This window comes from Bifidobacterium sp. UTBIF-68, from assembly GCF_006408855.1.
GTDB lineage: Bacteria > Actinomycetota > Actinomycetes > Actinomycetales > Bifidobacteriaceae > Bifidobacterium > Bifidobacterium reuteri.
This window is the reverse complement of sequence record NZ_JFAN01000003.1, coordinates 166,732-193,731: the sequence shown is the minus strand read 5'-3', so window position 1 is coordinate 193,731 and position 27,000 is coordinate 166,732. Positions and strand designations below refer to the sequence as shown.

General features: G+C 60.5%; 16 protein-coding genes and 1 pseudogene. 3 read left to right on the top strand and 14 right to left on the bottom strand.

Annotation, left to right across the window (positions count from 1 at the left end; all coding sequences use genetic code 11):
• Positions 1 to 268: 268 nt before the first annotated feature.
• Together BW14_RS01155 and ileS are read right to left on the bottom strand one after the other, a co-directional pair.
• Complete coding sequence (locus tag BW14_RS01155; protein ID WP_140489130.1) at positions 269 to 2,773, bottom strand: TerD family protein; 2,505 nt, start codon at positions 2,771 to 2,773, stop codon at positions 269 to 271.
• Positions 2,774 to 3,257: 484 nt separating this feature from the next.
• Entirely contained in the window at positions 3,258 to 6,569 is a 3,312-nt protein-coding gene (gene ileS / locus BW14_RS01150) for a mupirocin-resistant isoleucine--tRNA ligase (protein ID WP_140489129.1), read from the bottom strand.
• 517 nt (positions 6,570 to 7,086) lie between these two features.
• Here ileS and BW14_RS01140 point away from each other — a divergent pair.
• A complete protein-coding gene (locus BW14_RS01140) occupies positions 7,087 to 8,298 on the top strand; it encodes a MalY/PatB family protein (RefSeq protein WP_007052506.1) in 1,212 nt (403 codons plus the stop codon).
• Positions 8,299 to 8,400: 102 nt separating this feature from the next.
• Positions 8,401 to 8,958: pseudogene (locus BW14_RS01135) on the top strand (beta-galactosidase small subunit); the annotation flags it as partial.
• A gap of 59 nt (positions 8,959 to 9,017) precedes the next feature.
• Here the strand turns inward: BW14_RS01135 and BW14_RS01130 are convergent.
• The 11 genes from BW14_RS01130 to BW14_RS01080 form a co-directional block, all read right to left on the bottom strand.
• A complete protein-coding gene (locus tag BW14_RS01130) occupies positions 9,018 to 10,028 on the bottom strand; it encodes a LacI family DNA-binding transcriptional regulator (RefSeq protein WP_140489128.1) in 1,011 nt (336 codons plus the stop codon).
• 162 nt (positions 10,029 to 10,190) lie between these two features.
• A complete protein-coding gene (locus BW14_RS01125; protein WP_007055514.1) occupies positions 10,191 to 10,442 on the bottom strand; it encodes a hypothetical protein in 252 nt (83 codons plus the stop codon).
• A gap of 117 nt (positions 10,443 to 10,559) precedes the next feature.
• The gene (locus BW14_RS01120) at positions 10,560 to 11,528 is read right to left on the bottom strand and encodes a ribokinase (RefSeq protein WP_140489127.1); all 969 of its coding nucleotides are present in this window, start codon (positions 11,526 to 11,528) and stop codon (positions 10,560 to 10,562) included.
• Between the two features lie 225 nt (positions 11,529 to 11,753).
• The gene (gene dcuC, locus BW14_RS01115) at positions 11,754 to 13,169 is read right to left on the bottom strand and encodes a C4-dicarboxylate transporter DcuC (protein WP_258186017.1); all 1,416 of its coding nucleotides are present in this window, start codon (positions 13,167 to 13,169) and stop codon (positions 11,754 to 11,756) included.
• Positions 13,170 to 13,285: 116 nt separating this feature from the next.
• Entirely contained in the window at positions 13,286 to 14,206 is a 921-nt protein-coding gene (gene rihC, locus BW14_RS01110; protein WP_140489126.1) for a ribonucleoside hydrolase RihC, read from the bottom strand.
• A gap of 64 nt (positions 14,207 to 14,270) precedes the next feature.
• Positions 14,271 to 14,732, bottom strand: coding sequence for a GNAT family N-acetyltransferase (locus BW14_RS01105; protein ID WP_025299959.1), 462 nt, complete (start codon positions 14,730 to 14,732; stop codon positions 14,271 to 14,273).
• Positions 14,733 to 14,919: 187 nt separating this feature from the next.
• Positions 14,920 to 15,945 (bottom strand): substrate-binding domain-containing protein, encoded by a 1,026-nt coding sequence (locus tag BW14_RS01100; RefSeq protein WP_140489125.1) that lies wholly within the window; start codon positions 15,943 to 15,945, stop codon positions 14,920 to 14,922.
• A gap of 179 nt (positions 15,946 to 16,124) precedes the next feature.
• Positions 16,125 to 18,149 carry an ABC transporter ATP-binding protein gene (locus BW14_RS01095; protein ID WP_140489124.1) on the bottom strand — a complete coding sequence of 675 codons (2,025 nt, stop codon included), beginning with the start codon at positions 18,147 to 18,149 and terminating at the stop codon, positions 16,125 to 16,127.
• The gene (locus tag BW14_RS01090; protein WP_140489135.1) at positions 18,146 to 20,065 is read right to left on the bottom strand and encodes an ABC transporter ATP-binding protein; all 1,920 of its coding nucleotides are present in this window, start codon (positions 20,063 to 20,065) and stop codon (positions 18,146 to 18,148) included. Before BW14_RS01090 ends, BW14_RS01095 begins: the two co-directional genes overlap by 4 nt.
• Positions 20,066 to 20,142: 77 nt before the next feature.
• On the bottom strand, positions 20,143 to 20,679 hold the full coding sequence (locus tag BW14_RS01085) for a MarR family winged helix-turn-helix transcriptional regulator (protein WP_044088693.1): 537 nt from the start codon (positions 20,677 to 20,679) through the stop codon (positions 20,143 to 20,145).
• A gap of 329 nt (positions 20,680 to 21,008) precedes the next feature.
• Entirely contained in the window at positions 21,009 to 23,273 is a 2,265-nt protein-coding gene (locus tag BW14_RS01080) for an exo-alpha-(1->6)-L-arabinopyranosidase (RefSeq protein ID WP_044088694.1), read from the bottom strand.
• Between the two features lie 363 nt (positions 23,274 to 23,636).
• On the opposite strand from BW14_RS01080, the gene BW14_RS01075 reads away from it, so the two are divergent.
• A complete protein-coding gene (locus BW14_RS01075) occupies positions 23,637 to 24,236 on the top strand; it encodes a TetR/AcrR family transcriptional regulator (protein ID WP_044088695.1) in 600 nt (199 codons plus the stop codon).
• A gap of 355 nt (positions 24,237 to 24,591) precedes the next feature.
• On the opposite strand, the gene BW14_RS01070 is transcribed toward BW14_RS01075, so the two are convergent.
• The gene (locus BW14_RS01070; RefSeq protein WP_140489123.1) at positions 24,592 to 26,949 is read right to left on the bottom strand and encodes a glycoside hydrolase family 3 N-terminal domain-containing protein; all 2,358 of its coding nucleotides are present in this window, start codon (positions 26,947 to 26,949) and stop codon (positions 24,592 to 24,594) included.
• Between the last annotated feature and the right edge of the window lie 51 nt (positions 26,950 to 27,000).

Genomic DNA, 27,000 nt, shown 5'->3' with positions numbered 1-27,000 from the left:
TAAATATCTACCTGTTTTAGAGGCAGTTTTCTTGTCATGCGACACACCGAGGAATGTCCTTCGCGCCCGAGGCACCCAGTAATCCCAGATATGTTCGGCCATGGCGAGCGAATCGGCCATATGCACATACAGGGGCAGCCCAGCCACATGTTGCCGTCCATGCGATCCGGCTTGCCCCAGACGGACACCGCCGCGTCCGACAATCCGAACTCCTCACCAGCCGTGGCTCTCTCCCTCCACGCCCCTGCCGTCCAGCCACATCAGCCCATCACCCAAGCAGGCCGAGCACCTTCTCGGATTCCCAGCCGTCGATGTGCTCGACGTCTTCGTCACGCAAGGTGGGAAGGATGAGGCGGTCCTCGTTGTGCACGTGCACGCGCACTGCGGCGTGATTCGCTCTGGCGTCGGAACCGTCGGCTGAAGCATCGCCCGCACCGTCAACGGCATCGTCGTGCGCGCCGTCCCCGCCCTCCCCCGCGAGCGCCCACACGTGGTCGGCATCCGCGGGCAGCGTGCCTTCGGAACACACACCGTCAAATCTCATTACGTCGCGCAGCGCCGCGCGCAGGTCATCATCAAGGGCGACGCGGCGGACGACGGTGGCGCTCAGACGTGCGAGACAGCCCACGCTCATGTTCCGGGACAGCAGCAGCGTTTTGAGCGCGATGGCAATGCGGTTCTGGTTGGCAGCCACGTTGTTGAGCCTGTAGAAGTCATCGTCGTGCGCGGCGATGTTCCACCAGATGATCTCGTTGTTCAGCAAATCGTAGAGGAACGGCACGGAGTTGACGTCGTCCGATCCGAGGTCGTATTTCACTTCCACTGTGGAGGGTTCGAAGATTTCCCCCGCGTTTCCATAGTCACGGAACATGATGCCCGCGTACACTTCGGGAATCTGCGCGAAACGCTGGCCGGAGAACGAGTGGACGACGGGCGCCACATACCGGTACCCTTTCGCGAGCGCCGCCTTCCTGTCCACGTCGATAAACTCGGCGGCGCCGTGCGGCGCGCTGGTGATGTCGCCCGAATGGGTGACACCGGCACCGGTGTCGCGCAGATTGTAGTACGACACCGTCGAGGACCGGGTGAAGTCGGCGTCCATGTAGACGGCGGAAAGGTCGAGGTCCACCGTAGTGGAACGGTACCGGCCGTTGCCCAGGTATTCGTCATCCGATGTGTCGGGAAGCGGTGCGCTGGAATTCGCTACGCCAGATTCGGTGGTACCTTCATTGCCGGCGAGGTCGTGCCAGTGCATAAACATGCGGACGATGTTCTTGTCGTCCTTGGGGTGCACATGCGAACCCCTGCCGATCTGCCGCGCGCCGGAGGAGGCGTTGCGCACGTTCAGTGGCACCGTGTAATCGTCGGCGCGCTCCCCCAGTTCGATGAACTTGCCCTTGTGGCGACCGCGCAGCGCCTGTTCGATGATGGCCGCGAGCTCGTCGTCAGGGCCGGTCATACGGTTGCTGATAATGGCGGTCTTCTGCCGATCTGCGGCTTTGACGACGATGGTCTTCCACGGCAGTTGTGCGCTGGTGGGGCCGTGCAGGAGGTTCCACAGCTGGATAAGCACGGGACTGCTCACCTGATCGGCGATTGCGCCGAATCCACGCAGGATGCGCGCTCGTTCGCCCTGTCCGGGGAATCGTCGAAGCAACGCCATGACGTTGCGCGCGTACACACCGGGACGCTGGCCGAGGATTGCGATGGCCTTGTCCAGGTCACTTTCGGCAAGGGCGCGATCCACGGTGGATTCGTAGGAACGCAGCTTGCCGGATTGCGCCGCGGAGAGAATCGCCGTGGCGCGGGGGTATGCCGGCACGCCGTCGGATCGCCATTCGTGCGCGTGCAGCGCATGGGCGAGCCGCTTCCAGCGTTCCTGCCGCGCGGCCATGTCCGCGGCCAGGGTGTCAGCAGACCGGTACCGGACGGCCACCTGTTCAAGCAGACCGAGAATCTGGCGGCGTTGCGGCCGGCTGAGGTTGATGCGGCTGGGTGTTGCGAGCGTGATGTCCCCGTCGCTCAGGGCGACGGCGTAGCGCAACACGTCGGTCACGGTGGCGAAAACGTGGCCGAGGTCCCGGTCCTTGAACGTGGAGGCGAACCAGACAAGGTTCTCCTTGACACCGAGGCGCACCTCATCGAATCTGATGAAGTCCTTGAACAGGAGAATTGACTCCTTGTCGGCCTCGGAGTAGGGGCACCCCTGGCTCACGATGCCGGTCACGTATGCGGCGATGCTCTGATCGCTTGCGGCGCCGAGCACGGTCAGCGTGGTGGTCTCCTCAAGGGGCGCCCTCTTCTCCACGTCATACACGGGCATAATCCGCATGCCGAGTTCCGCGCGGCCGATGTAGTGGATGACCGCGTTGACCCACAGCTCAAGGTCACTTGCTTCGGCCACCTGCTTGGGGAAGTTCGGGTACATGGGCCGGTATTCAACATCGGCGCCCTTCGCTTTCCTTGCCGCGTCAAGGATTCGAGCGAGGCTGTCCGCGCTGGCGAGACGCAACCTGCAGAGCAATTCCTCGTTCACCCAGTAGCCGAGGTTGCGCATCTCCTCCAGGAACGCCACGACAACGCCATCACCGGCGCGGGTACCTTCGCTGTCTTCATCGGGAACGACCGGCACCATGACGGTGTTGGTCCTGACGATGAGGATGCGTTCCGCCTCGACCTTCCCGGGCAGCCGGGTCCCGCCGAATGTCGCCGGCGCGACCATGTCGCCACCGGTGTCACTCAGCGGCTGCATGGAATATTCGATGCCACTCATGTCACATCCCCTTCTCGCGGACACGACGTAGCCCGCATACCGTTACTCATCGCATGGCCAACGTCTCATCCGTCGATTGCGCCGGCAGGCACGACCATGTGCCCGTCACGATGTCCCCCCATCATACCCATGTCGTCCGTCGGGACAGCCCGGCTTAAGACCGGCGTAAGCATAAATGCACGGAAAGCGGATGGACTGTCCATGACGATGCATGGACTGAACCATGCGTCGCTCGAGCGACAAATAGAAGTAAGCCCATCCATGGCCGCGCACAACGCCCAGTGTAAGGGACGCGACCAGTTCGGTCAACCACGGCGAGGATGACTTCGCCCCCAGCTCCTGTGGCACGAGGAACTGGGGGCGAAGCGACATGCAGGTAGCGGCTGCCCCTCAGTCAGCCTGACGGCTGCCAGCTCCCCTGCAAGGGGAGCCCGAATAGAGTGGCATCCGACCGAGACGACAGACCATCATAGGCAAGCAGACGTCAGGCCTTGGCGACCTCGACGGTCAGCTCGGCACCTTCCTTCAACTCGAACGAAGTCGCCAGCGTTTCGCGAGCGATCAGGTCGCGGAACTGCTCGACCTTGGCCACATCGGCAGCCGGCACGGTCAGCACCAGCGAGATGCGGTCGGCGATGTCGAGTCCGGCGTCCTTGCGGGCGTCCTGCACAGCGCGGATGGCGTCGCGCGCGTAGCCCTCGGCCAGCAGATCGGCGTCAAGCGCCGTGTCGAGAATCACGAAGCCGCCGGTCGGCAGCGCCGCGGACACGGAGACCGAAGCCTCAGCCGCGTTCTGCTCCTCCACACGGTTGATCAGCTCGTACTCGCCTTCGACCAGTGCGACATCACCGTTCGGCGTCTCTACCACCGGAGCACCGGTGGCGGCATCCACATGCCATGCGCCGGTCTTGGACGCCTTGATGGCGAACTGCACCTGCTTGCCAAGGCGCGGGCCGGCAGCGCGAGCGTTCACGCGCAGCTCGTGCACGATCTTCAGGCCCTGGGAGCCGGCGTCCTCCATCGTGCAGAACTCGATGTCCTTCACGTTGAGCTCGGACTTGAGAACCTCGGCATAGGCACGCACGTCATCCACATCCTCGACCACCACGGTGAGCTTGGACAGCGGCTGGCGCACGCGAATCTGCGACGCCTTGCGCAGGGACAAAGTGCCGGAGACGACTTCGCGCACCTTTTCCATCGCCTCCACGAGCTTCGGATCATCGACCAGCACGCGGCCCAATTCGGTAGCCTCGCCGGTCTTCTCGTCCACCACGAACGGCCAATCGGCCAGATGGACGGATTCGTCGCCGGTCAGGCCGCGCCACACGGATTCGGCCTCCATTGGGGCGAGCGGGGCGAGCACACGCATGAATACCTCGAGCACGGTGTACAGGGTGTTGAACGCGTTCGCGTCCTCGTTCCAGAAGCGGTCTCGGGTGTTGCGGATGTACCAGTTGGTGAGCACGTCGATGAAGTCGGATGCTGCGTCGCATGCGTCGGAGATCGCGAACTCGTCCAGTGCCTTTTCCACGCGCTCCACGAGCCTGCGGGTGCGGGCCAGCAGGTATCGATCCATTTCCGGCAGTGCCGCGACCTCATCCGCATGCAGATGACGGGCATCGAAGCCCTTGCCGCCGTTGGTGGCGTTGGCGTACAGCGTGAAGAAGTAGTACGAGCTCCACACCGGCAGCATGACCTGGCGCACGGTGTCGCGGATACCTTCGGCGGTGACGATGAGGTTGCCGCCGCGCAAGATCGGGGACGACATCAGGAACCAGCGCATGGCGTCGGAACCGTACTTGTCGAACACGCCGTTCACATCCGGGTAGTTGCGCAGGTGCTTGGACATCTTCTGGCCGTCGGAGCCGAGCACGATGCCGTGGCAGATCACGTTCTTGAACGCCGGACGGTCGAACAGCGCGGTCGCCATCACGTGCAGCAGGTAGAACCAGCCGCGGGTCTGGCCGATGTATTCCACGATGTAGTCGGCCGGGAAGTGCTGTTCGAACTTCTCCTTGTTCTCGAACGGGTAGTGGAACTGCGCGAACGACATCGAGCCGGATTCGAACCAGCAGTCGAGCACATCGGAAATACGGTGCATGTGCGACTTGCCGGTCGGATCGTCCGGGTTCGGACGGGTCAGGTTGTCGATCCACGGACGGTGCATGTTGATGTTGCCGTCACGGTCGCGCGGATAATCGCCGAAGTCGGCCTTGAGCTCCTCAAGCGAACCGTACACGTCCACACGCGGGTACTTCGGGTCGTCGGACACCCACACCGGAATCGGAGAGCCCCAGAAGCGGTTACGGGAGATCGACCAGTCGCGGGCGTTCGCGAGCCACTTGCCGAACTGGCCGTCCTTGACGTTCTCCGGGATCCAGTTGATCTGCTGATTGAGCTCCAGCAGACGCGGCTTGATCTTGGTGACTGATACGAACCAGGAGGAGACCGGCTTGTAGATCAGCGGGGTGGCGCAACGCCAGCAGTGCGGGTAGGAGTGCACGTAGCTCTTCTCCTGGAAGAGAATCGCGCGATGCTCCTCGGGGATCTCGGCGAGCGGGCCGTCGCCGGCGCGCAGGTTGCGCAGGATCGGCAGGTTGGCGTCGAACACGAACATGCCTTCATACTCCAGGCACTGGGAGGTGAAGCGGCAGCCGGCGTCGAGCACGTCGGTGCTCTTGATGCCCTTGGCGTTGAGCGTGTTCATATCGTCCTCGCCGTAGGGGGCCTGATGCACGAGGCCGGTACCTTCGACGGTGTCGACGTAGTCGGCGGTGAAGATCGTGTAGCCGTTCGGGCCGGGCACGTGGCCTTCGGATTCGGCCTCGTCACCCGCGAAGTACGGGAAGACCGGGTAGTAGCGTCGGCCTGCCAGCTCGTTGCCCTTGAGTTCGCGCACGACCTCGTAATTCTCGCCGAGTTCCTTCTCGTAATGCGGCAGCAAATCCTTGCCGAGGTAGAACTTCTTGCCAGCGAACTTGCCTTCGGTCGGGCGGACCTCGACGTAGTCGATGTCGGCGCCGACCACGATGGCGAAGTTGGTGGGCACGGTCCACGGGGTGGTGGTCCAGAAGACGGCGTAGGCGTCGTCCTCATCGCGCATCTTGACGGCCACAGATACGGTGGTGTCCTGGCGGTCCTGGTACACGTCGGCGTCCATGCGCAGCTCGTGCGCACTCAACGGCGTGCGGTCCTTCGGGCAGTACGGCAGCACGCGGTAGCCCTGGTAGGCCAGGCCCTTGTCGTAGAGCTGCTTGAAGGCCCACATCACGGATTCCATGTACGGGATGTTCAGGGTCTTGTAGCCGTGCTCGAAGTCCACCCAACGGGCCTGACGATGCACGTAGTTCTGCCATTCGTTGGTGTACTTCAGCACAGAAGCGCGGCAGGCGTCGTTGAACTTGTCGATGCCCATCTTCTCGATCTGGTCGACCGAGTCGATGCCGAGCTCCTTCTGCGCCTCAAGCTCGGCGGGCAGGCCGTGGGTGTCCCAGCCGAACACGCGGTTGACCTTGCGGCCCTTCATGGTCTGGTAGCGCGGGATCACGTCCTTGGCGTAGCCGGTCAGCAGGTGGCCGTAGTGCGGCAGGCCATTGGCGAACGGCGGGCCATCGAAGAACACGAATTCGTTCTGGCTGTGGTCGCCGGAAGGGTTGCGTTCAACGGACTGCTGGAAGGTGTCGTCCTTGTCCCAGTAGTCGAGAACGGTCTCCTCCATGTCGGGGAAGCTGGGGTTCGGCGCGACGTGCGCGGTCTCGCCGCCCTCGCTCGCCTTGGGATATACGTTTTCGCTCACCGTAAATCTCCTGTTAGTACTGTGCACTGGTCCTACAGGAGCGTCATTGATGGCGATTGCCGGGCGCCGACGTGTGCCGGCTGGTTTCACGAATGTCACGTACCGAACCGTGGGCCGATTAGTCAATCGCCTCGCAGCCGGAACCGACTGTGTTCCGCCCGGAACAGCCATGTCTGCCGTTCCTGCCTACGAGGACGATGACGAGCGCTGGTATGCGCTCCGCACCGCGGTACCACCTCGCTTATCGCACCGGTTGCGCCACTCCGAACTGTTGCACTCGGAGCCGCGAGCCTGCGCGACCGCTTGTGTTCGGCTGTCTCGGGCCGATCCCGTCGGTTCTACTGGGCGATTGCCGCCGTTCTTCCGAAGACTCCCCGCTGATAACGGATCACTGCCTCACAACGGTGCATATCCTAACACGCCACGCGGTCAAATCGCCGCCCACGGCCACGGCACCGTCAGGAGCCCGATTTAGATTGGGACCGGCCACCACGGACCGAGAAAGGATTGTCGGACAATGACGTATGATTTCACGTCCATCATGAACAGGCATGGCATGGATTCGATCGCGGTCGACGGACTGGGCACCGACCCGGGATTCGCGCCGGACCCGCCACGCGAGGGTTTCGACGTCATCCCCATGTGGGTGGCGGACATGAACTTCCCGACCGTGCCCACGATCCCGCAGGCCATCATCGAACGGGCGAAGCATCCCGCCTACGGGTACTTCTCCCCCACCGACGACTATTACAGCTCCATCATCGACTGGCAGTCCACGCGCAACGGGGTCACCGGATTGACCCGGGAGGCGATCGGCTACGAGAACGGGGTCCTGGGCGGTGTGATCAGTGCGCTGACCGCGTTCGCCGCCCCCGGCGACGGCGTGCTGCTGCACAGCCCGACCTACATCGGGTTCACCCGGAGCATCGAAAACAACGGCTACCGCATCGTCCACAGTCCGCTCACACTGGACGAGCGCGGCGTATGGCGCATGGATTACGAGGATATGGACAGGAAGCTCAAGGAGCATCACATCCACGTGGCCGTGTTCTGCAGCCCTCACAATCCTTGCGGGCGCGTGTGGGAACGTTGGGAAATCGAGAAGGCCATGGAAGTGTACAAGGCCAACGATTGCGTGGTCATTTCCGACGAGATTTGGTCCGATTTGACTCTGGGGAACCACCAGCACATCCCCACCCAATCGGTCAGCGAGGACGCACGCAACAGGACCGTGGCGTTCTACGCGCCCAGCAAGACCTTCAATCTCGCCGGACTGGTGGGAAGCTACCACATCATCTACAATCCCACACTCCGGGACCGCATCGTGGCCAAAAGCTCGAAATGCCACTACAACGACATGAACGTGCTTTCCATGCACGCGCTGATCGGCGCCTACCGGCCCGAAGGCCATGAGTGGCTCGACGAACTGAAGGCGGTGCTCACCGGCAACGTCGATTACGCCTACGACTACATCACCAAGCATTTCCAAGGAGTGAGTTTGGCCAAACCGGAAGGCACCTACATGCTGCTGCTCGACTGCGAGCAGTGGTGCGAACGCCACGGCCTGAGCCTGCCCGAGTTGGAGAAACGCGGTTGGGATGTGGGCGTCGCATGGCAGGACGGCGACATGTTCCAGGCCCCCTACAGCATCCGCGTCAATCTCGCATTGCCCTTGAGCCGCGTCAAGGAGGCCATGCGCCGCCTTGACCAATACGTATTCAACGCGTAAACGGCATGCATCCGCGATTGCGGTGTCCTGGAAAGACGAATGCCGTCAACGAGGTTGGTGCCCGTTGGCGGCATTCGTCATACGTTGGCCGAACCGGGCGAAACCCAAGTTGCCGTGCGCTATGAGGTGGATGCCGCCAGCGGACGTGTACATCTGACCGCCCGATATGCCGGTGCCACCGATGCGCCGACGCTGCCGGCATTCGGATTGGAATGGACACTTCCCAAGCAGTACGAGAACCTGCGCTTCTACGGCCTTGGCCCCGAGGAAACCTATCACGACCGTCTGCACGGTGGCAAGCTCGGCATTTTCGAGCGCACCGCGGCCGAAGACAATGCACCGTATCTGGTGCCGCAGGAGACCGGCAACCATGAAGACTTGCGTTGGGCCGAAGTGCTTGACGCCCAAGGACACGGCATGCGTATCAGCCAGGCCGGCAGCGAACATTTCGCGGCGAGCCTGTTGCCGTACAGCTCGCTCATGCTGGAAGAGGCGACCCACCAGAACGAGTTGCCGCCGGTCCGTCACACGTTCCTGCGCCTGTTGGCCGCGCAAATGGGCGTGGGCGGAGACGATTCATGGGGCGCGCCCGTCCATGAGCAGTACCAGCTGCCCGCCGATCGCGCCTACACGCTCGACGTGAATCTGGAACTGTTCTAACAGCGATAAAGAAGCTCCCTCTGACGAGGGAGCTTCTTTATCGCACAGAGGGAGCTTCTTTATCGTGCTGGTACGAAACTGTCACGCACCACTAGGGTGGTGGAGATGAAGGTATGGTGGTGCAGCGTGCGCCGACTGGAGATGGCCTCGGCAAGCATCGTAATCGCAGTATCGGCCAGCTCATTCTGGTCGATATCGTAACTGGTCAATGTCGGCGAAGTGTACTGGGCGATGGCCTGGTTATTGATACTGATCACACTGGTATCGCGAGGCACCAGCACTCCCGCAGCGGTAAACGCCTGCAGTACGCCGACTGCAATCGAGTCCGCAGCCACGATGAACGCATCCGGCATGTCATCTCGATGATCGTTAACCGCTTCCTCCCCTAGAGTGCGCCCGGTGTCCACAGTGAACGCGCCTTGCGCGTAAATCAGGCCTTCCGCATCCAGCCCCAAACGCTCGGTCCAATTGCGGAATGCGGTTAATCGGCCGTCTTCCGGATATTCGTGCAAACCCATCGTGAAGCCAGTACCGCCGATATAGCCGATGCGTCGTTTGCCCGAGGACACCAACATATCCAATGCGTCCAAAATGGTTTGGTTTAAATCCGGTTGTACCGAATCGAACAGGCTGGGCGCAGGATTGATGTCGATGAATACGCCATAGGGCAATACCAGATGGAGCTTCAACAGTCTATCCGAAGAGAGTACGGACGGTCCGATGGAGATGAAGCCGTCGAAATCACCGGCGTCGGCAATCAGATCGTCGATATGGGAAAACGACGTGAGTTCCATGTGCTGGGCTCTGGCATTGTCGCCGAGCACGGACCGTAGTTCATCGAAATAGGCGTCCGCCAGTTCTTCCTCGCGGGTGGCGTTGTCGAGTACGGCCACACGGCGTGGCAATGCGATACGGCGTGATCCGGTAGCGTAGCCAAGATGCTCGCTGACCTCGATGATGCGACGTCGCGTCTCCTCTTTGACAGACAATGTCGGGTCCCCATTGAGCAGCCGGGATACCGTGGCCTGCGAGAAGCCTGATTTCTGTGCGATTTCCTTCATCGTGACCATAGTTGAGCCTTCCACGCCTCAGTACGTAACAATACGCAGTATTTCAGTAAATAACTTTACTACATAGTGTAACTCACGTCATGCGGGTATGACGCCATATGGTTGCAGCATCGTCGACCCGCAGCGCTGATGAGAACGTGCATGTTTCAGGCCCTCCGATAATTATCGGGCAGGCGGGAATCCCCCGACCGTGGAGTCAATGCGCTGGATTTTCCCGGACTTGTCAAAGACAACGGTGATGTCCGGCGCAGTAAAACTGCCGGTCGAATCCCCGAATCGGTACGGATCACTCCAGTCGATAACGGCATGCATCGTCACGGTCCGAGTTTTCGCGTCATAGGACTCATTCGAGTACTCGATACTGTTATGCGTGGCCGTAGTCCCGCCCAGACCGCCGCCATTGCCTTGATGCATTTGCTGACAATACTTCGTAAAATCCGCGCCGAGAACATTCGACACTGCATAGCGCCTAAATGAACGTGTTAGGTCTGCACCAATTCACGGCCGGCAATACTCCACACTTCTCAGTAATCAATTCGTACCAAACCGCTCACGAATCTGAGCAGCAGTACCATAAGAGGCTTGCGCACCGACCCTAGTCGCGGCGTACGCGGAAACGTACGAGGCCAACTGCGCACTGTCCGCCAACGCATGACCCGAGGCAAGTCCGGCCAGAACCGTGCCCATAAAGGCATCTCCGCACCCGGTAGTGTCGATGGCCGCAACCGCAACTGGCGCAATACGATAGATATCATCACCATCGATGACCACCGACCCATCCCCGCCAAGCGTAATTACCGCCTGATTAAAGCCGAAGTCATGCATCTGCCGCGCCACATCAGACCAGTCCAGTCCATCCCAATCGTCATCGTCAGGCTCGGCGATGTCCAGCAGCTGTGCCATTTCATGTTCATTGACCAGCAGAATGTCCGAAGCCTCGATAAGTTCAGCGGGTAGTTCAGCAACGAATGGCGAATCGTTGAGCAATACCTTGAGCCCGGCATCATGGCAGAGGCGAGCGCATGCCGTGACCGTTTCCATCGGACTCTCCAAACACAGTCCCAGTACATCGGCGGCAACCAATGCGTCAGATGACTGGCGCACATAGTCGACAGACACCTCACCATTGGAACCAGCCGAATATACGATGGTGTTCTCACCATTCGCGTCCACGGTAATTACCGTAGTGCCACTGGGACCTGCAACGGCAGCGATATGCGAAGTATCCACACCAGCATCGCGCAAATGCTCCAGCAGAAAATCCGCATTGGCATCTTCCCCGACTGCACCAAACATCCGCACCTGCGCTCCAATTCGCGCAGCCGCCGATGCCTGATTCGCTGATTTGCCTCCCGGCAACAAGGTCAGCGGGCCACCGTTGACGGTCTCTCCCGGTTTCGGCAACCGCTCAGTAACGACCGTGTAATCAACATTCATTGATCCGACCACGGACACACTGCCGTGCAGGTGGTCGAGCAAGTCAAGACATGATGCTGACATGATGCATTTCCTTTCGGCCTTCTTGTTTCGGCCTGTCTTCTATGTTCTGCGCTTGTTCTACGTTTCAGCAAAATCACGATGGAAACACAATCGTGCGAGTATGCAAATGCCCGGAGTCTGAAGTCAAATCCCGGGCATTGCACGTATTCGGGGCCAAATCGTCTGCGCGATTGATATGTTCTGCTGACGACTGACGCCTAGCGGATTGTGATGGTTATATCAGCATCACGCACCCATCGGCAGGAAGATTGCCATGGACAGGATGAACATGACGATTACGCCAGCGATCATCGGCACACTGGTACGGCGCACAATGTCGATTGGGCTCTTCTTGATGGAGCCGGCGACGATCATCACCACAGCAGAAACCGGCGAGACAGCGCGCAGCAGATTGCCAGCGAGACCCATCGGGATGGACACAGCGAGCACATTGATACCAGCAGCAGCGGCCAGCGGAACCATGAGCGGAACCATCGCGAAGAACAGTGCGGTACCGGAACCGGAGAGTAGCACGATGAGCGCAGTGAGGCCGACAAGGATAAGCGGCAGCACGAAGCCCATACCAGAGCCGGACAGGCCGGTCATTGCGTTCTGCAGTTCGGTGATCAGACCAATGGACTTAAGACCAACGACGAACACAGAAGCAGCGACCAACAGTGCCACAATCGGCATTGCGCCACCCATGCCCTTGAAGAAGGACTCGGTGCCAGCGAGGGTTTCCTTGCCCTTGCGAGTGCGGATGAGCTCGCAGATAATGGCGATCACGAAGGAAAGAATGGAAGCGAGTTCAACACTCAGGTCGATCTTTGCGCCGGTGGTGGAAGTGATGGCGAACACGATGAGAAGCATGATGATCGGCAGCAGCGGCAAAATCGCATACACAGTGCGGTAGAGAGCGCTACCTTCAACAGCCTTAACCTCAGCCAGGTCAACATCACCGTCGGTCAAATCCGAGCCAGCGCGCTTGTCCATGAACTTCTGCCAGAAGTAGTGTGCCAGTGCCATGACGAGCAAGGTCGGGATGGAAACGAGCACGTGATAACGGAAGACGTAATCGCTGGCGGTCAGGCCGGAGAACATGTCGGTCTTAGCGAGTTCAGCGGCGATGGCAACATTGTCGGAGCCAAGCGGGGTCGGCATAATCGTTGCAGTAGTGGCAATGACTGCAGCTGCGCTCAGCAGGCTCATACCAGCTTGGCGAAGCACCGGGTACAGCGTTGCCATAAGGATGATAGCCAAGTTGGAAGCACTCGGAATGACCAGAGACAACAGGTTGCCCAACAAGAAGGTAATCGGCACGAGGATATACGGGGACTTGATGTGCGCAATCGGCTTGGCGAGCACACTTACCGTGACTTCATTGGCTCCGATATGGGACATGTAGCCGGTGTAGCCACCAAGGATGAGGATGATGAAGCCAGCAGAAGTGAGCGTGCTCACGAACTGATCGCCTACAACCTTGAACGGATCAAGCCAAGTGACACCACTGGAAACGAAGTCGGTGAATGAGATGTCCTTGCCCATCAGCAATGCGATGTACATCAGCACAATGCCGATGAGGAACAGGGAAATCTTGATGTCCATTTTCTTCACGAGCATAAAGCCCACAATGCCAACCGCGGCAATTGCCACGAGGTACATAATCACCAGTTCCATCGGTCTGGTCCTTTCTTTGTTCTCTTATTCTCTGTTGTTGAATTCACGAATATTGATGCGCTCAGGGGCGCCGGTGTTAGCGGCGTCGAAGAGACAAGGGACTATGCACAATGGGCGATGCTGTCCATGAACCAGTCGCAGAATCGATCTGCGTGAACGCCGGTGGTGACGGTGGCATTCGGTTCGCGCTTAAGGTAGCCCTTAAGATCAACGACCGTACACCCTGCAGTGAGTTCGCCAGCGATTTCTACGTCCACAAATGCCTTAGTCATGTCGAATAGGTCAGGCTCCAGCAAGCATGCGACTGCGCAAGCGTCATACATTTTGAGACCAGTGCCGAAGCTGCGCTTGCGGTAGCGCTGGAACAGGTCATGAGCCATCAGACCGACCTTGCCCATATCCTTAAGCTGAGCGGTTTTCTCCGGCGGAATCACAGTTCCCAAGCCGGCGTCCAGTGTGGCCATAGTAATGTCAAGACCAGAAGTGAGCACAATCTTGGCGGCTTCAGGGTCAACGAAAATATTGAATTCGGCCATAACACCCTTGTTGCCGCGAGTGACCGAACCACCCATGAGCACAATGCGCTCAATACGCGACTTGACTTCCGGAAAAGTTTTTAGCAACAGTGCGATGTTGGTCAGCGGACCGATTGGCATGACGGTGACGGGTTCAGCAGAAGCCATGATCTCGTCGCGCATTGCTTCGACAGCATGCTTATCCAGCAGAAGTTCAGTTTTGGGCTCAGGGAAATCGAATCCCTCCATACCGGTTTTACCGTGGATATCGCTTGCATCATCAAGCTGACGGATCAGCGGTTCAGCAGCGCCACGAGCGACCGGTACATCCTTACCGTAGTAGGCCATCAGCTTGAGCGCGTTCGTCGTTGTCGCTTCAATGCTGACATTGCCAGCAACCGTAGTAATCAGCCGCACGTCGAAGCGCGGGTTGAACACTGCCAGTGCGATGGCGACGGCGTCATCGATGCCGGGGTCAGTGTCGATAATCAGAGGGATCTGCTTCATTGCTTGTTCGGTTCCTTTCGTGGTGTGTTGATATACGTGTTATGCGTAGTGCTCGGCGAGCCGATTACTTGATTCCGCTTGTGGCGGTGGATTCAGCTGCGCTGAGCGGAACGGGATCAACGAATTGGACTAATCCGCTGCCATAACCCGGTGCCGGCCGGCGCAGGAACCCATGCTCTTCGTAGAACGATTCCTTGCCAGGTGTTGCCATCAGGCCAATGTACGCATGGTTGCAGCAGTGTTCTCGAATGCGTGTGATAAGTGCGCGCAGCACCGCCGTACCGACTCCATCCCCTTGGTATTGCGGTAATACCACGAGATCTTTGATGAAGAATGCGATACGTCCATCGCCGACCACACGACCAATTCCGGCCACCTGACCATCAACGTAGGCAACCACGGAATACAGCCCACCATCCAGCGCCATACGCGCGTCTTCGCGGTCGTAATGGTAGAAACCCACAGCGTCGCGAACGCTGACGTACAGTTCGGCTGTCAGCGCGTCTTGCTGAATCGATATGCACATTGCCCGCTCACCTCCTCTGTGAGTTTCCTCCAAACCGATCATCGTTGATCATCGCCATTGATAAAACGTTTAATCAACTAATGAAAATTATGATATAACCTTTTACCGATGTTGTCAACGATGTCGGCACGTCAGCACTGTTCAGCGCATAAACCCAGCCTTCATGCACCTGATAAACGCTGCAATATCAGGGCACACGCCACATAGGAGCCCCAACCGAATCACGCAGTACAAACGATGACGGGACATAGCGCGATTCACCACGACTGCAATCATTATTTATAATCATGTCGAGCAACATATCCACGCCCTGGCGACCCATATCCTCAGCTTGCTGCGAAATAATCGCGACTTGCGGAGTCAGCAGACGGAATACGGCAATGTCATCGAATGAAATCACTGACATTTCACTACCAATATCAATGCCGCGGTCATGCAGCAAACCAATCATCGTGATCATGTCAGGCGAGTAAGCGCAAATAATCGCCGTAACACCTGCTCTTACAAGTTTATTTAGTCCTGCTTCGCGCGAAACATATGTAGAATCACAGTCGACAACCGCCGCAGTTCCCTCCCCCAACTGCGTCACCTGTGCCACAGCAGAACGGAATGCCGCTTCACGCTCATTTATATTGGACGAGCCCAGTGACGAGTGTGACACAAATCCAATGTGACGATGCCCTAAGCGCACAAGTTCGGCAACCGCCTCGCAAACACCTGGGTATGGGTCGGACACTACGAATGGCACCGAATTTACTCCCGATACCAAACGATCCACGAACACCAGTGGTAGCTCGCGCGCGATAAGCGACTGCATACCAGACGAATTGACACCTTGCGGCACCACGATTGCCCCGTCAATACGTTGCCCAAGCAGATTGCCAATAAACGCATCCTGGCGTTCCACTGTTTCTGCTGAAGTACCAATCAGCGTGGAATAGCCCTGGGCATACAACTCGTCTTCCATTGACGAGACTAAATCAGCGAAATACGGATTGCGCAAATCAGGAACCAGCAGGCCAACAGTCTTAGTATCCGACGAGCGCATGGAACGAGCACGTTGATCGGGCACATACCCCATTTCCTCAACAGTTTTCAGCACCAACTGTCGCGTATCACTAGAAAAGCGGCCTTTATTGTGAAGTATCTGGGAAATAGCAGCAGCCGATACACCGGCACGTTGAGCAACATCCTTCAACGTCACGAACGCCATAGTCCCCTCCTTGCGGCCGATACATCGTCAAAGCAACAATTCAAATGTACCCTTTTCACCGCCAATATTCGCAATCCTGCGCCAACACACGGCTCTCAACATAGAAAACCGCACCCCAACCACCGGATGAGAATTGCTTCACCCCGATAATCGAGGTGCGGTTTTTGCAGGCGTATCGACTACTCCAGCTCCACCGCGCCGGTGTACAGCTGGTAGTACTCGCCCTTCTGCGCGATCAGCTCGTCATGCGAGCCACGCTCGATGATGTTGCCGTGGTCGAGCACCATGATCACGTCGGAGTTGCGTACGGTGGACAGACGATGGGCGATGACGAAGACCGTACGGCCCTTCATCAGGTTATCCATGCCGGCCTGCACGACTTCCTCGGTACGGGTATCGATGGAAGACGTGGCCTCATCGAGAATCAGCGCGGGCGGATCGGCCACCGCGGCGCGGGCGATGGAAATCAGCTGGCGCTGACCTTGGGACAGGCCGGAACCGTCGCCTTCCAGCACTGTGTCGTAGCCCTTGGGCAGCATGCGGATGAAGCTGTCCGCATTGACCAGACGCGCGGCCTCAATGCATTCCTCATCAGTGGCGTTCAGACGGCCATAACGAATGTTGTCCATCACGGTGCCGGTGAACAGGTTCACGTCCTGCAGCACGATGCCCAAAGACCTGCGCAAATCAGGCTTCTTGATGCCGGCCACGGAGATGCCGTCGTACAGAATCTGGCCTTCCTGGATGTCGTAGAACCGGTTGATGAGGTTGGTCACGGTGGTCTTGCCGGCACCGGTGGCGCCGACGAGCGCGATCTTCTGGCCGGGCTTGGCGAACCAGGTGATGTCGTGCAGCACCGGCTTGTCCGGGTTGTAGCCGAAAGTCACGTTGGTGAAACGCACGTCGCCCTGCAGCAGCGTAAGCCTGCCGTCAGGCGAGGTGATCGCCTGCTCTTTGGCCTTCAAGGCCACCTCGCGTGCGGCGCCATGCAGTTTCTCCGCAGCCTTAAGCGAACGGGTGCCATCATCGCCGGCTTCGCGCTTCCATGCCCAGTGGCCGGTCTCATGGTCGGTCTCCGTCATGGTGCGGCCGTCTTCGCCCAGTTCCACGTTGACCAGCGTCACCGTGCCGCCGTCCGACTCCACCGGTTCATCCATCAACGCGAAGATTCGGGAGGCACCGGCGAGCGCCATCATCACCATGTTGAGCTGCATGGAGACCTGGCCGAGTGGGTTGATGAACGAACGGGACAGCGTCAGCAGCGAGACCAAGGTGCCGAGGGTCAGCGGGCCTGCGCCGGACAGGCCGAAGTTGCCCACGCCGCCAAGCGCCATGGCACCGCCCACGATGGCGAGCAGGATGTACAGCACATAGCCCATATTGCCCACCACCGGCATGGTGACGTTGCCCCAGGTGTTGGCCTCGGCGGACGCCTCGAACAGTTCCTGGTTCTTCTGGTCGAAGGTGCGCTGGGTGGTCTCCTCATGGTTGAAGACCTTGATGACCTTCTGGCCGTTGACGGATTCCTCCACGAAGGCGTTCACATCGCCCAGCCACTGCTGCTGCTTGACGAAATAGCGTCCGGCACGGCCGACGATCGCGCGCACTATGAAGTACAGCAGCACGGTGAACAGGAGCACGAACAACGTGAGCGGCACTGACAACCAGAACATGGCGATCACGGCCGCCAGCGCGGAGATGCCGGCGGAGAACATCTGCGGGAACGACTGGCTGATGGCCTGACGCAGCGTATCCGTGTCGTTGGTGTAACGGCTCATGATGTCGCCGTGCTCGTTGGTGTCGAAGTAGCGGATCGGCAGATGCTGCTGGTGGGCGAACATGTCGTCGCGGATCTTCTTCAACGTGCCCTGTTCGACCGTCACGACCAGCCATACCCACAGCCAGGAGGAAACGATACCGGCCGCATACAGGCAACCCATCAGGGTGATGGCGCGGATCAGAGGCACCCAATCGGGATTGCTCTGCCCGACCATCGGCAGGATGTACTTATCGATGAGGGTCTGCAGGAATAGGGCGGAACCGGCCTGTGCGATAGCGCCAATGAGGATGCACGCCACGATGGCCACCACACGCCAACGGTATTGCAGGATGTATCCGAAGATGCGCTTGGTGGTGCCGGGAGCCGCCTTGCCCATCGCGGGTTTGCGGTTGCGGAAATTCCGTTGATTCTGCTTGTCGCTCATCGCGCCTCTCCTTCCTGTGCCTTGTCACCAGACTCATTGCTGGATTCGCTATTGGAATCGACGCCTCTGACCTTCGCGGCCTCCTCGGCCGCGGACTGGTCGGCTGCGGACCGGTCGAGTTCCATCTGGCCTTGAGCGGTGTTCTTGGTCTGGGATTCGTAGATGGACCGGTATTCGTCGCAGGTCCTGAGCAGCTCCTCATGGGTGCCGCGTGCCATGATGCGGCCTTCGTCCATGACGAGGATCATGTCCGACTCCTGCACCGAGGCCACGCGCTGGGCGATGATGATCTTGGTGGTGTCTGGGATCTCATGGTGGAACGCTTCGCGGATCAGCTTGTCGGTCTTGGTGTCGACGGCGGAGGTGGAGTCGTCGAGAATCAGGATCTTCGGCTTCTTGAGCAGTGCGCGGGCGATGCACAGACGCTGACGCTGGCCACCGGAGACGTTGGTGCCGCCCTGTTCGATGTACGTGTCGTACTTGTCCGGGAATTCCTGGATGAAGCCATCCGCCTGGGCGAGCCGGCAGGCATGACGCAGCTCCTCGTCCGTGGCATCCGGATTACCCCAGCGCAGGTTTTCGGCGATGGTGCCGGAGAACAGCACGTTCTTCTGCAGCACCATGGCCACCTGGTCGCGCAGCACCTCGAGGTCATAGTCGCGCACATCGCGGCCGCCTACCTTGAGCGAGCCGGAGGAAACGTCGTAGAGCCTGGGAATGAGCTGGACGAGCGAGGATTTCGCCGAACCCGTGCCGCCGACGATGCCGATGGTGGCGCCGGAGGGGATGGTCAGGTTGATGTCATCAAGCACCGGCTTTTCGGAGCTGTCGGAATAGCGGAACGTGACATCGTCGAATTCGATGGAGCCGTCGGCCACGGTCGAGATCGGGGTTTCCGGATCGACCACGGTGCTCTTCTCCTGAAGCACCTGGCAGATGCGCTCGGCGGAGGCCTGGGAGATGATGAACATGACGAAAATCATCGACAGCATCATCATGGCCATGAGGATCTGCATGGCGTAGGTCACCAGAGCGGTCAAGTCTCCAGTGGTCAGGCCGATGGCGGCGTTGTTGCCCGAGGCGACGATCTGCTGGGCGCCCAGCCATGCGATGAGGATCATCGAGGCGTAGATGCAGAACATCATGATTGGATTGTTGAAGCTCATGATGCGTTCGGCGAGTGTGAAGTCCTTGAAGATGCGCTTGGAGATCCTGTCGAACTTGTTGATTTCAAAGGATTCGCGGTTGTAGGACTTCACCACGCGGACACCCTGCAGGTTCTCGTCCACCACGTTGTTGAGGGCATCGTAGGTGTGGAACACACGCTCGAACACCGGATGCACCAGCACCGCCAGACCGCACAGGCCGATGGCCAGGATCGGAATGCAGGCGAGGAACACCATGGAGATGCTCGGGCTGATGCGGTAGGAGAAGATCCACGCCACGATCACCATGATCGGGGCGCGCACGCCCATACGCACCATCATGCCGTACGCCATCTGCAGGTTGGTCACATCAGTGGTCAGGCGCGTGATGATCGAACCGGTGGAGAAGCGGTCGATGTTGGTGAAGCTGAAGCGCTGCACCTGTTCGAATTGGTCGTGGCGCAGGTTCTTGGCGAAACCGGCGGCCGCGATGGCAGCGTACTTTCCGGCCAGGAAGCCGCAACCCAGCGAAACCAGGGAGCAGGCCAGCAGGATCAGGCCGAACCTGATGATGGCGGGCATGGAGCCGCCGGTGATGCCCTGGTCGATCAGGGTGGCCATCACGGTAGGAATCACGATTTCCAGAATGGCCTCGATGAACACGAACAGCGGGGCCAGGAAACTCTCCTTGGTGTATTCGCGCATCGATCCCGCCAGCGTCCGGATGACATGCTTGGGGCGTTCCGGTTCGACGGCCTTGCGCGACCGCATGATCGCGGCTTCGGTGGCGACTGCATCATCGCTGTCTGCTATTGCAGTACGTGCAGTACGTTTTGCTGTGGTATCGCTCATTTGCTCTCCTCCTTCTTGTTCTCCGTATCCGATATTTCGTCATGGTCGAATTGTTTGGTTTCATGTCGGGGCTGTTCTTGCCGCAGCTCGAACGCCTGCTGCGCTGCGTCCACGTTGGCACGCAACCGTTGCACGTATTGCATGAGCTGTTCGGTCTCCGCCTGGGTGAATCCCTTCGACAGCAGACGCTCCACTCGCTCGCCATTCGCCGTGAGGTCGGCGACGATGGCATCCGCCTTTTCGGTGAGCACGATTTTCTTGAGCCGGGCATCGTGGGCGACCGATTCGCGCACGATAAGCCCTTTCCTCTCCATCAACGCCAGCACACGTGAGGCTGTGGACCGGCTGATGCAGAACTTCTGTTCGATGGTGTGCTGGTAGATGTCCTTGTCCCGATTACGGGCAAGGAACATGATGATATGCGCGTTCCCGCCTGTGGCGATACGCGCCGATTCCGGCATCGTCTCACCCAGATACCGATTCACCGCCTTGACGAGCGCCCGCAAATCGAAGCTGAGGATACGACGGTCCACAACCCCTCCATTCGCGACAGTTGACTATGCATTCCATGTGCATCTAATCTGCATTGAAGCATGTTATTACGTCCCATATACAACAGTTCCGCATACAACAATTGCCTGTCGTCCATTGGGGGCCACCATGTCAGTGGGCCTTGTAGGAAGCTTTGCACAGACCAATAGCTCGTTGCCGGCCGATACGTCGAAGGGGTGTTCGCAGAACGGCGGATGGGCTTCGCGCAATGGCGCGAAACCCAATGGCTGTCTGTGACAACCGTGGTTCTGCGAACTCCCCTTTGGTATGTCGCGACGTCAGGCCGACGGACCGTCTGACCGGACTGCTGCTACTTGGTCAGCGCCGCGTATTCGTCGAGCATGAAGGCGGTGAGGTCCTTGCCGGACTCGCCCAGCAGCGTGGGCAGCGAGTTGATCGGCATGGAATTGAGGAACAGGCGCATCATGTCGTTGTCCGGCAGCTTGGGCATATCGCCGCGTTCGCCGGCGGCACCCACCGCCTCGACCACCTTGGCGCCGACCGGGTCGGCGGACCATTCGCCGAACGTCGACCATTCGTTCAGCGGCATGGACTTGCCGTCACCGTCGAGCGTCACCGCGATGCTGGCGGCGATGTCGCGGCTGGAGACGCCGACCTCCACCGTGTATTCGCCAGCTTCGACATGCCAGTCGTTGTACTTCTCGGACCAGTAGGCGAAGGCGCGCTCATTGAGCTCGATGGTCACGGTCTTGGATTCGCCGGCTCCGAGGAACACCTTCTCGAAGCCCTTGAGCTCGTGAACCGGACGGGCAACGTCGGCCTTGCCGGGCGCCACGTAGACCTGAACGGTTTCGGCGGCGGGCGTGTCGGACGTGTTGGTCACGGTCGCGGTCACAGATGCGGTGTTGGCACCGGTCTTGGCCACGGCCACGTCGCCGATCTCGAACGTCGCGTAGCTCAAGCCGTAGCCGAACGGGTAATCGACGGCCTTGTTATAGGTGTCGTAATAGCGGTAGCCGACGAACACGCCTTCGCCGTAGTCGACGTGGCCTTCCTCGCCGGGCCAGTTGAGCATGCTCGGGTCGTCGTTGATGTCCATCGGGATGGACTGGGCGAGTTTGCCGGACGGACTCGCCTCGCCGAAGACCACATCGGCGAGCGCGCGGCCGCCGGCCTGTCCGAGCAGCCAGGATTCGAGGATCGACTTGGAGGCATCGGCCCACGGGTGCACGGTTACCACAGAACCGTTGGACAGCACTACGACGACGTTCGGGTTCTCCGCAGCCACTTGACGCAGCAGTTCGATCTGCTTGGCGGGAATGTCGAGCGTCGTGCGGTCGAAGCCCTCGGACTCGGCCTCCTCGGGAAGCCCGAGGAACATGAGGACCACGTCGGCGTCGCGCGCGGTTTCGACGGCTTCGAGCGTCAGCGCGGAGTCGGCCGGGGCAAGGTCGAGCGTGAAGCCGGGGGCGAAGTCAGCCTTGATGCCGCGCTCGTCCAGAGCGTCGAGGAACGATGTCATCTTGGTGGGGGTGATGTGCGAGGAGCCGCCGCCCTGATAACGCGGGGTGCGCGCGAATTCTCCGATGACGGCGAGCTTCTTGCCTCCGGCAGGGTCAATCGGCAGGATCGCGTCCTCGTTCTTGAGCATGACGATGGATTCCACGGCGGCCTGGCGAGCCACCTCGTCATGTGCGTCCACATCGAAACGGTAGCCGTCGATGCTCATCGCGGCGCGGGCCTTGTTGGTCAGGTCGATCATGCCCTGGGCCATGCGGTCGAGCTGAGCTGGGTCGATGCGGCCGTCGCGTGCGGCGTACACAATCTGGTCATCCGTGTAGCTCGGCGGCATTTCGAGGTTCAGGCCGGCGTTCAGGGACGCCACGCGGTCGTGGTCGGCGCCCCAGTCGGACATGACGATGCCCTTGAAGCCCCATTCGTCGCGCAGCACGTCGGTCAGCAGCCAGTGGTTCTGGGCGGAGTGCACACCGTTGATTCTGTTGTAGGAGCACATGATGGTCCACGGCTGGGCGGTCTTGACGATGTGCTCGAAGGCCGGCAGGTAGATCTCGCGTAGGGCCCGCTGGCTGATGCGGGCGTCCACGCGCAGGCGGTCGGTCTCCTGGTTGTTGGCGGCGAAGTGCTTCAGCGAGGTGCCCACGCCCTTGGATTGCACGCCCTCGACGATGCCGACCGCCTCATGGCCGGCCAGATACGGGTCCTCGGACCAGTACTCGAAGCAGCGGCCACCGAGCGGGTTGCGCTTGATGTTGACGCCGGGGCCGAGGATCACAGCGACCTTCTCCTGCACGCACTCCTCGCCCATCACCTCGCCGACTTTGCGGATGAGCGCTGGGTTCCACGAGCTGGAGAGGCCTGCGGCCGGCGGGAAGCAGGTGGCCGGCACGGAGTCGTTGAGGTCGGTTTCGCTGGTGTTGGAGGCCAGGGATTTCCTCAGGCCGTGGGGGCCGTCGGTGATCATGTAGCCGGGGATGCCCTTGTGCTCGACGCTCTGCAGGTGCCAGGCGTCTCCGCCGGAGGTCAGGGACGCCTTCTCCTCGAGGGTCAGATCCTTGACGGAGGGGTAGGTCGGGGTTGCGTTGGTTTCGCTCATGATGCCTCTTTCCTTGAGTCGTGTGCGATGTCAGTCGTTTTGCGCGGTTCGGTCCGGACGTCGGCAAGGGAACGAATCTCGGGGATTCGATATCCCGCTGCCCAGTGAGGTTCATCCGCGAATTCCATCAGGCAATACCGCCTAGACCAACCGGTTGGTAGGTAGAGTATCAGAATTGACGACGCAACACACCGAAATCATTTGGAATCCTTACCAACCGACCGTAAGGTAGGAGATAATCTTGCTTGATACGATGCAGCAATACACTGTGCGGAAGTCGTTGTGCAAGCCCCATCGCCCCGCCTGCACCAGCAACCGCACCAGTTACCAGCTCCCGGGCTCGGGAGCGGAGAAGAGAAACGCATGAACGATCCCACCCCCTCCCCCGCCGCGTCGGCGGACGACCGCCGCAGCGCCATCATCGAGGCGACCGTCGAATCCTTCGGCAGACTCGGCTACTACGGCACCTCGCTGCAACGCATCGCCACCGAGGTCGGACTCACCAAGGCCGGCGTACTGCATTACGTGGGCAGCAAGGAGGGATTGCTGGACCTCGCGCTCACCGAAACCTACGACCAGCAGACCGTGGACATCATGGCCACGATGGTCACCGAGGCGCGTCCGCTCATCGCCGAAATGTGGCGCAAGGTGGTGGCGGTGAATGCCACACGCCCGGCGCTGGTGCACATGTTCTCCACCCTGAGCGCCGAGGCGCTCGACCCCGCGCATCCGGCGCACGACTATTTCGCCCGCCGCGAGCACGACACCGTGGCCAACGCGCTCAACATCAACTGGCGCGTGCCGGATGGCGTGAACGTGGAGCATCTTCTGCAGGCCGGCTTCTCGATGATGGATGGCCTCCAGCTGCGCTGGCTGCGCTCCCCCGGCCAGGACCTTGCCGCCATGTGGGCGGATTGCGAAGACGTTCTCATGCCCCTGCCTTTGTGGGAGGGGTATCGGTAGGGCACAGGCCGGTTCTGCTTCCGCCGGCGCCCGCACCAGTAGCGGCCCTGGTTCTGGGCATATGCGGTACATATACGAATCCCTACAACGCATTCTGGGCATATGCGGTACATGAGGAAACGATTTTCCCCTCCTCATGTACCGCATATGCCCAGAACCGGCTTCATGGTATGGATATGCCCAGAATAACTGGTCGTCATATGCCCAGAAAAGCTACTCCTGCACGCCAAATCATCGCCATATGCCCAGAACACTCATCAGGGTAGATGGGATACGCAAAAGGCGGCCCCGCCTTGCCGGAACAAGCAAGAGCGGGGACGCCTCAGGGACATCACGGGAACGCGAAGCGGCGGCGTCACGCCACGGTGAACGTGGTGCGCTTGAGCTCATCGCGGCGGGACGAGTGGCCGATGAGCAGTTCGAATTCGCCGGGCTCGACGATGCGGTTGGCGTCCGGGTCCACGATGGTGCAGTCGGCTACCGGGATGTCGAAGGCCACGGTCTTGGTCTCGCCCGGCTCGAGGTCCACGCGCTGGAAGGCCTTGAGCTCGCGGTCGGTCCAGCTGTAGGAGGTGACGATGTCGCCGATGTATGCCTGTACCACCTCGGTGCCCGCACGGTCGCCCGTGTTGGTCAGGTCAATCTCGGCGTGCACGGTGTCGCCCTCCACGAACGTGCCGTCCTCGCCGGTAGCATCACCGACGATCCGGGGTTCGCCGTACTCGAACGTCGTATAGCCCAGACCCTCGCCGAATGCAAATGCCGGGTCCTGGGTGAGATCGGCGTAGCGATCGCCGTGCTGTCCGCGGACCTGATTGTAGTAGACCGGCAACTGACCGGCGTGACGCGGGAAGGTGACCGGAATGCGGCCGGACGGGTTGGTGATGCCGAGGATGATTTCGGCGATGGCCTGGCCGCCCTTCATGCCAGGGTTCGCGGCCCACAGGATGGAACCGGTTCCGGTGGACGGGTCGCTCACGCGCTTGGCGAACACGCCGTTCTCGCCCACGATGGAGGCGGGCAGCACCTGCGGCTTGGAGCTGATGAGCACGGTGACCATCGGCTTGCCGGTCTCGCGCGAAACCGCCGCGAGCGCGTCAAGCAGCGCGTTCTGGCCGCCGAGCAGTTCGAGCGTGGCGGTGGAGCAGGTCTCGCCGACCAGCTGGACGACGTCGCCGACCACGGCCACGATGAGGTCGGCCTCGCGGGCGTTGGCCACGGCCTCGTCGATCAGCGTCTGATCGACGGCGGCGCTCACGCCGATCTTCGGGCGGGGCTGGCCGTCCGGGTAGAGTTCGCCGGCCGGGTCGGTCACGAGGTCCACGACGTTCGCGCCGCGGGCGTAGGTGACTTCGCAGTCGTCGCCGGCGAGTGCACGCAGGCCGTCAAGCACGGTAGTGATCATCTCGCGCGGCTGGCCGTCTGGCATCCAGGAGACCTGACCGGAGTTGCCGGTCCAGTCGCCGAGCTGGTTCTGGGCATCGTCGGCGAGCGGGCCGGCGACGGCGATGCGCTTGGTGCCCCCACCTTGGGCACCGGCAGTGAACGGCAGACCACCGTCGTTGCGCAAGAGGGCCACGGCTTCGCGCGCGAGCTCCAGATTGATGCGCTGATGCTCCTCGGAGCCGATGACCGCCTTGATGCGGGCCTCGTCGGGCAGTCGCGGGTCCTCGAACAGTCCGAGGCGGAACTTAAGTGCAAGAATACGGCTTACGGCTGCGTCAATCAGCGATTCGTCCAGCAGACCTGTCTTCACGGCCTCGATTGCGCCCTCATAGAACTGCGGGGTGGTCATGACCAGGTCGTTGCCGGCCTTGACCGCGTCCGCGGCGGCGTGCACGTAGTCGGGCTTGACCTTCTGCTCCCAGACGGAGCGGCCGACGTTGTCCCAATCGGTGATGAGGGTGCCGTTGTACTTCCACGCACCACGCAGCTTGTCCGTGAGCAGCCACTTATTGAACGTGACCGGCACGCCGTCGATGGATTCGTAGCCGAGCATGAACGTGCCGCAGCCCTCCTTGGCCACGCGCTCGAACGGCGGCAGGAACCAGGATTCCAGCTTGCGGTGGGAGAGGTCCGCTTCTGAAGCGTCGCGACCGCCCTGAGTCTCGGAGTAACCGGCGAAGTGCTTGGCGCAGGCCAGAATCGCGTCCTTGGGCAGAGGCTCGCCGACCTTGGCGCCGCCCTGATAGCCGCGCACGATAGCGGAGGCGAGCTCACCGATTAGCATCGGATCCTCACCGAAGGTCTCGTCCACGCGGCCCCAGCGGGTGTCACGCGCGATGCACAGCACCGGGGAGAAGGTCCAGTGCACGCCGGTGCAGGAGACCTCCTCGGCGGTGGCGCGACCGGCGGCCTCGATCTTGGCCGGGTCCCAGCTCACGGCCATGCCCAGCTGGGAGGGGAAGATGGTGGCGCCTGGCCAGAACGAGTAACCGTGGATGCAGTCGTCGCCGATGACCAGCGGGATGCCCAGACGGGTCTGCTCGTTGACCATCCTGACGGCGCGCGGCAGATCGGCGGGGCTGGTGTGCAGGATGGAGCCGACGTGCTTGTTGACGATGAGGTCCTCCAGATCACCGCCTCGCGCGTCAAGCTGCATCATCTGGCCGACCTTCTCCTCGAGGGTCATACGGGAGAGCAGGTCGGCGATGCGCTCGGTGTCAGGCAGGTCCGGGTTCTTGTAGGGCAGGTTTTCGATGGTTGCGGTCATGGCGGTATCGCTTTCCTCGATGAAATCGAACAACTTTAATTACCGATTGGT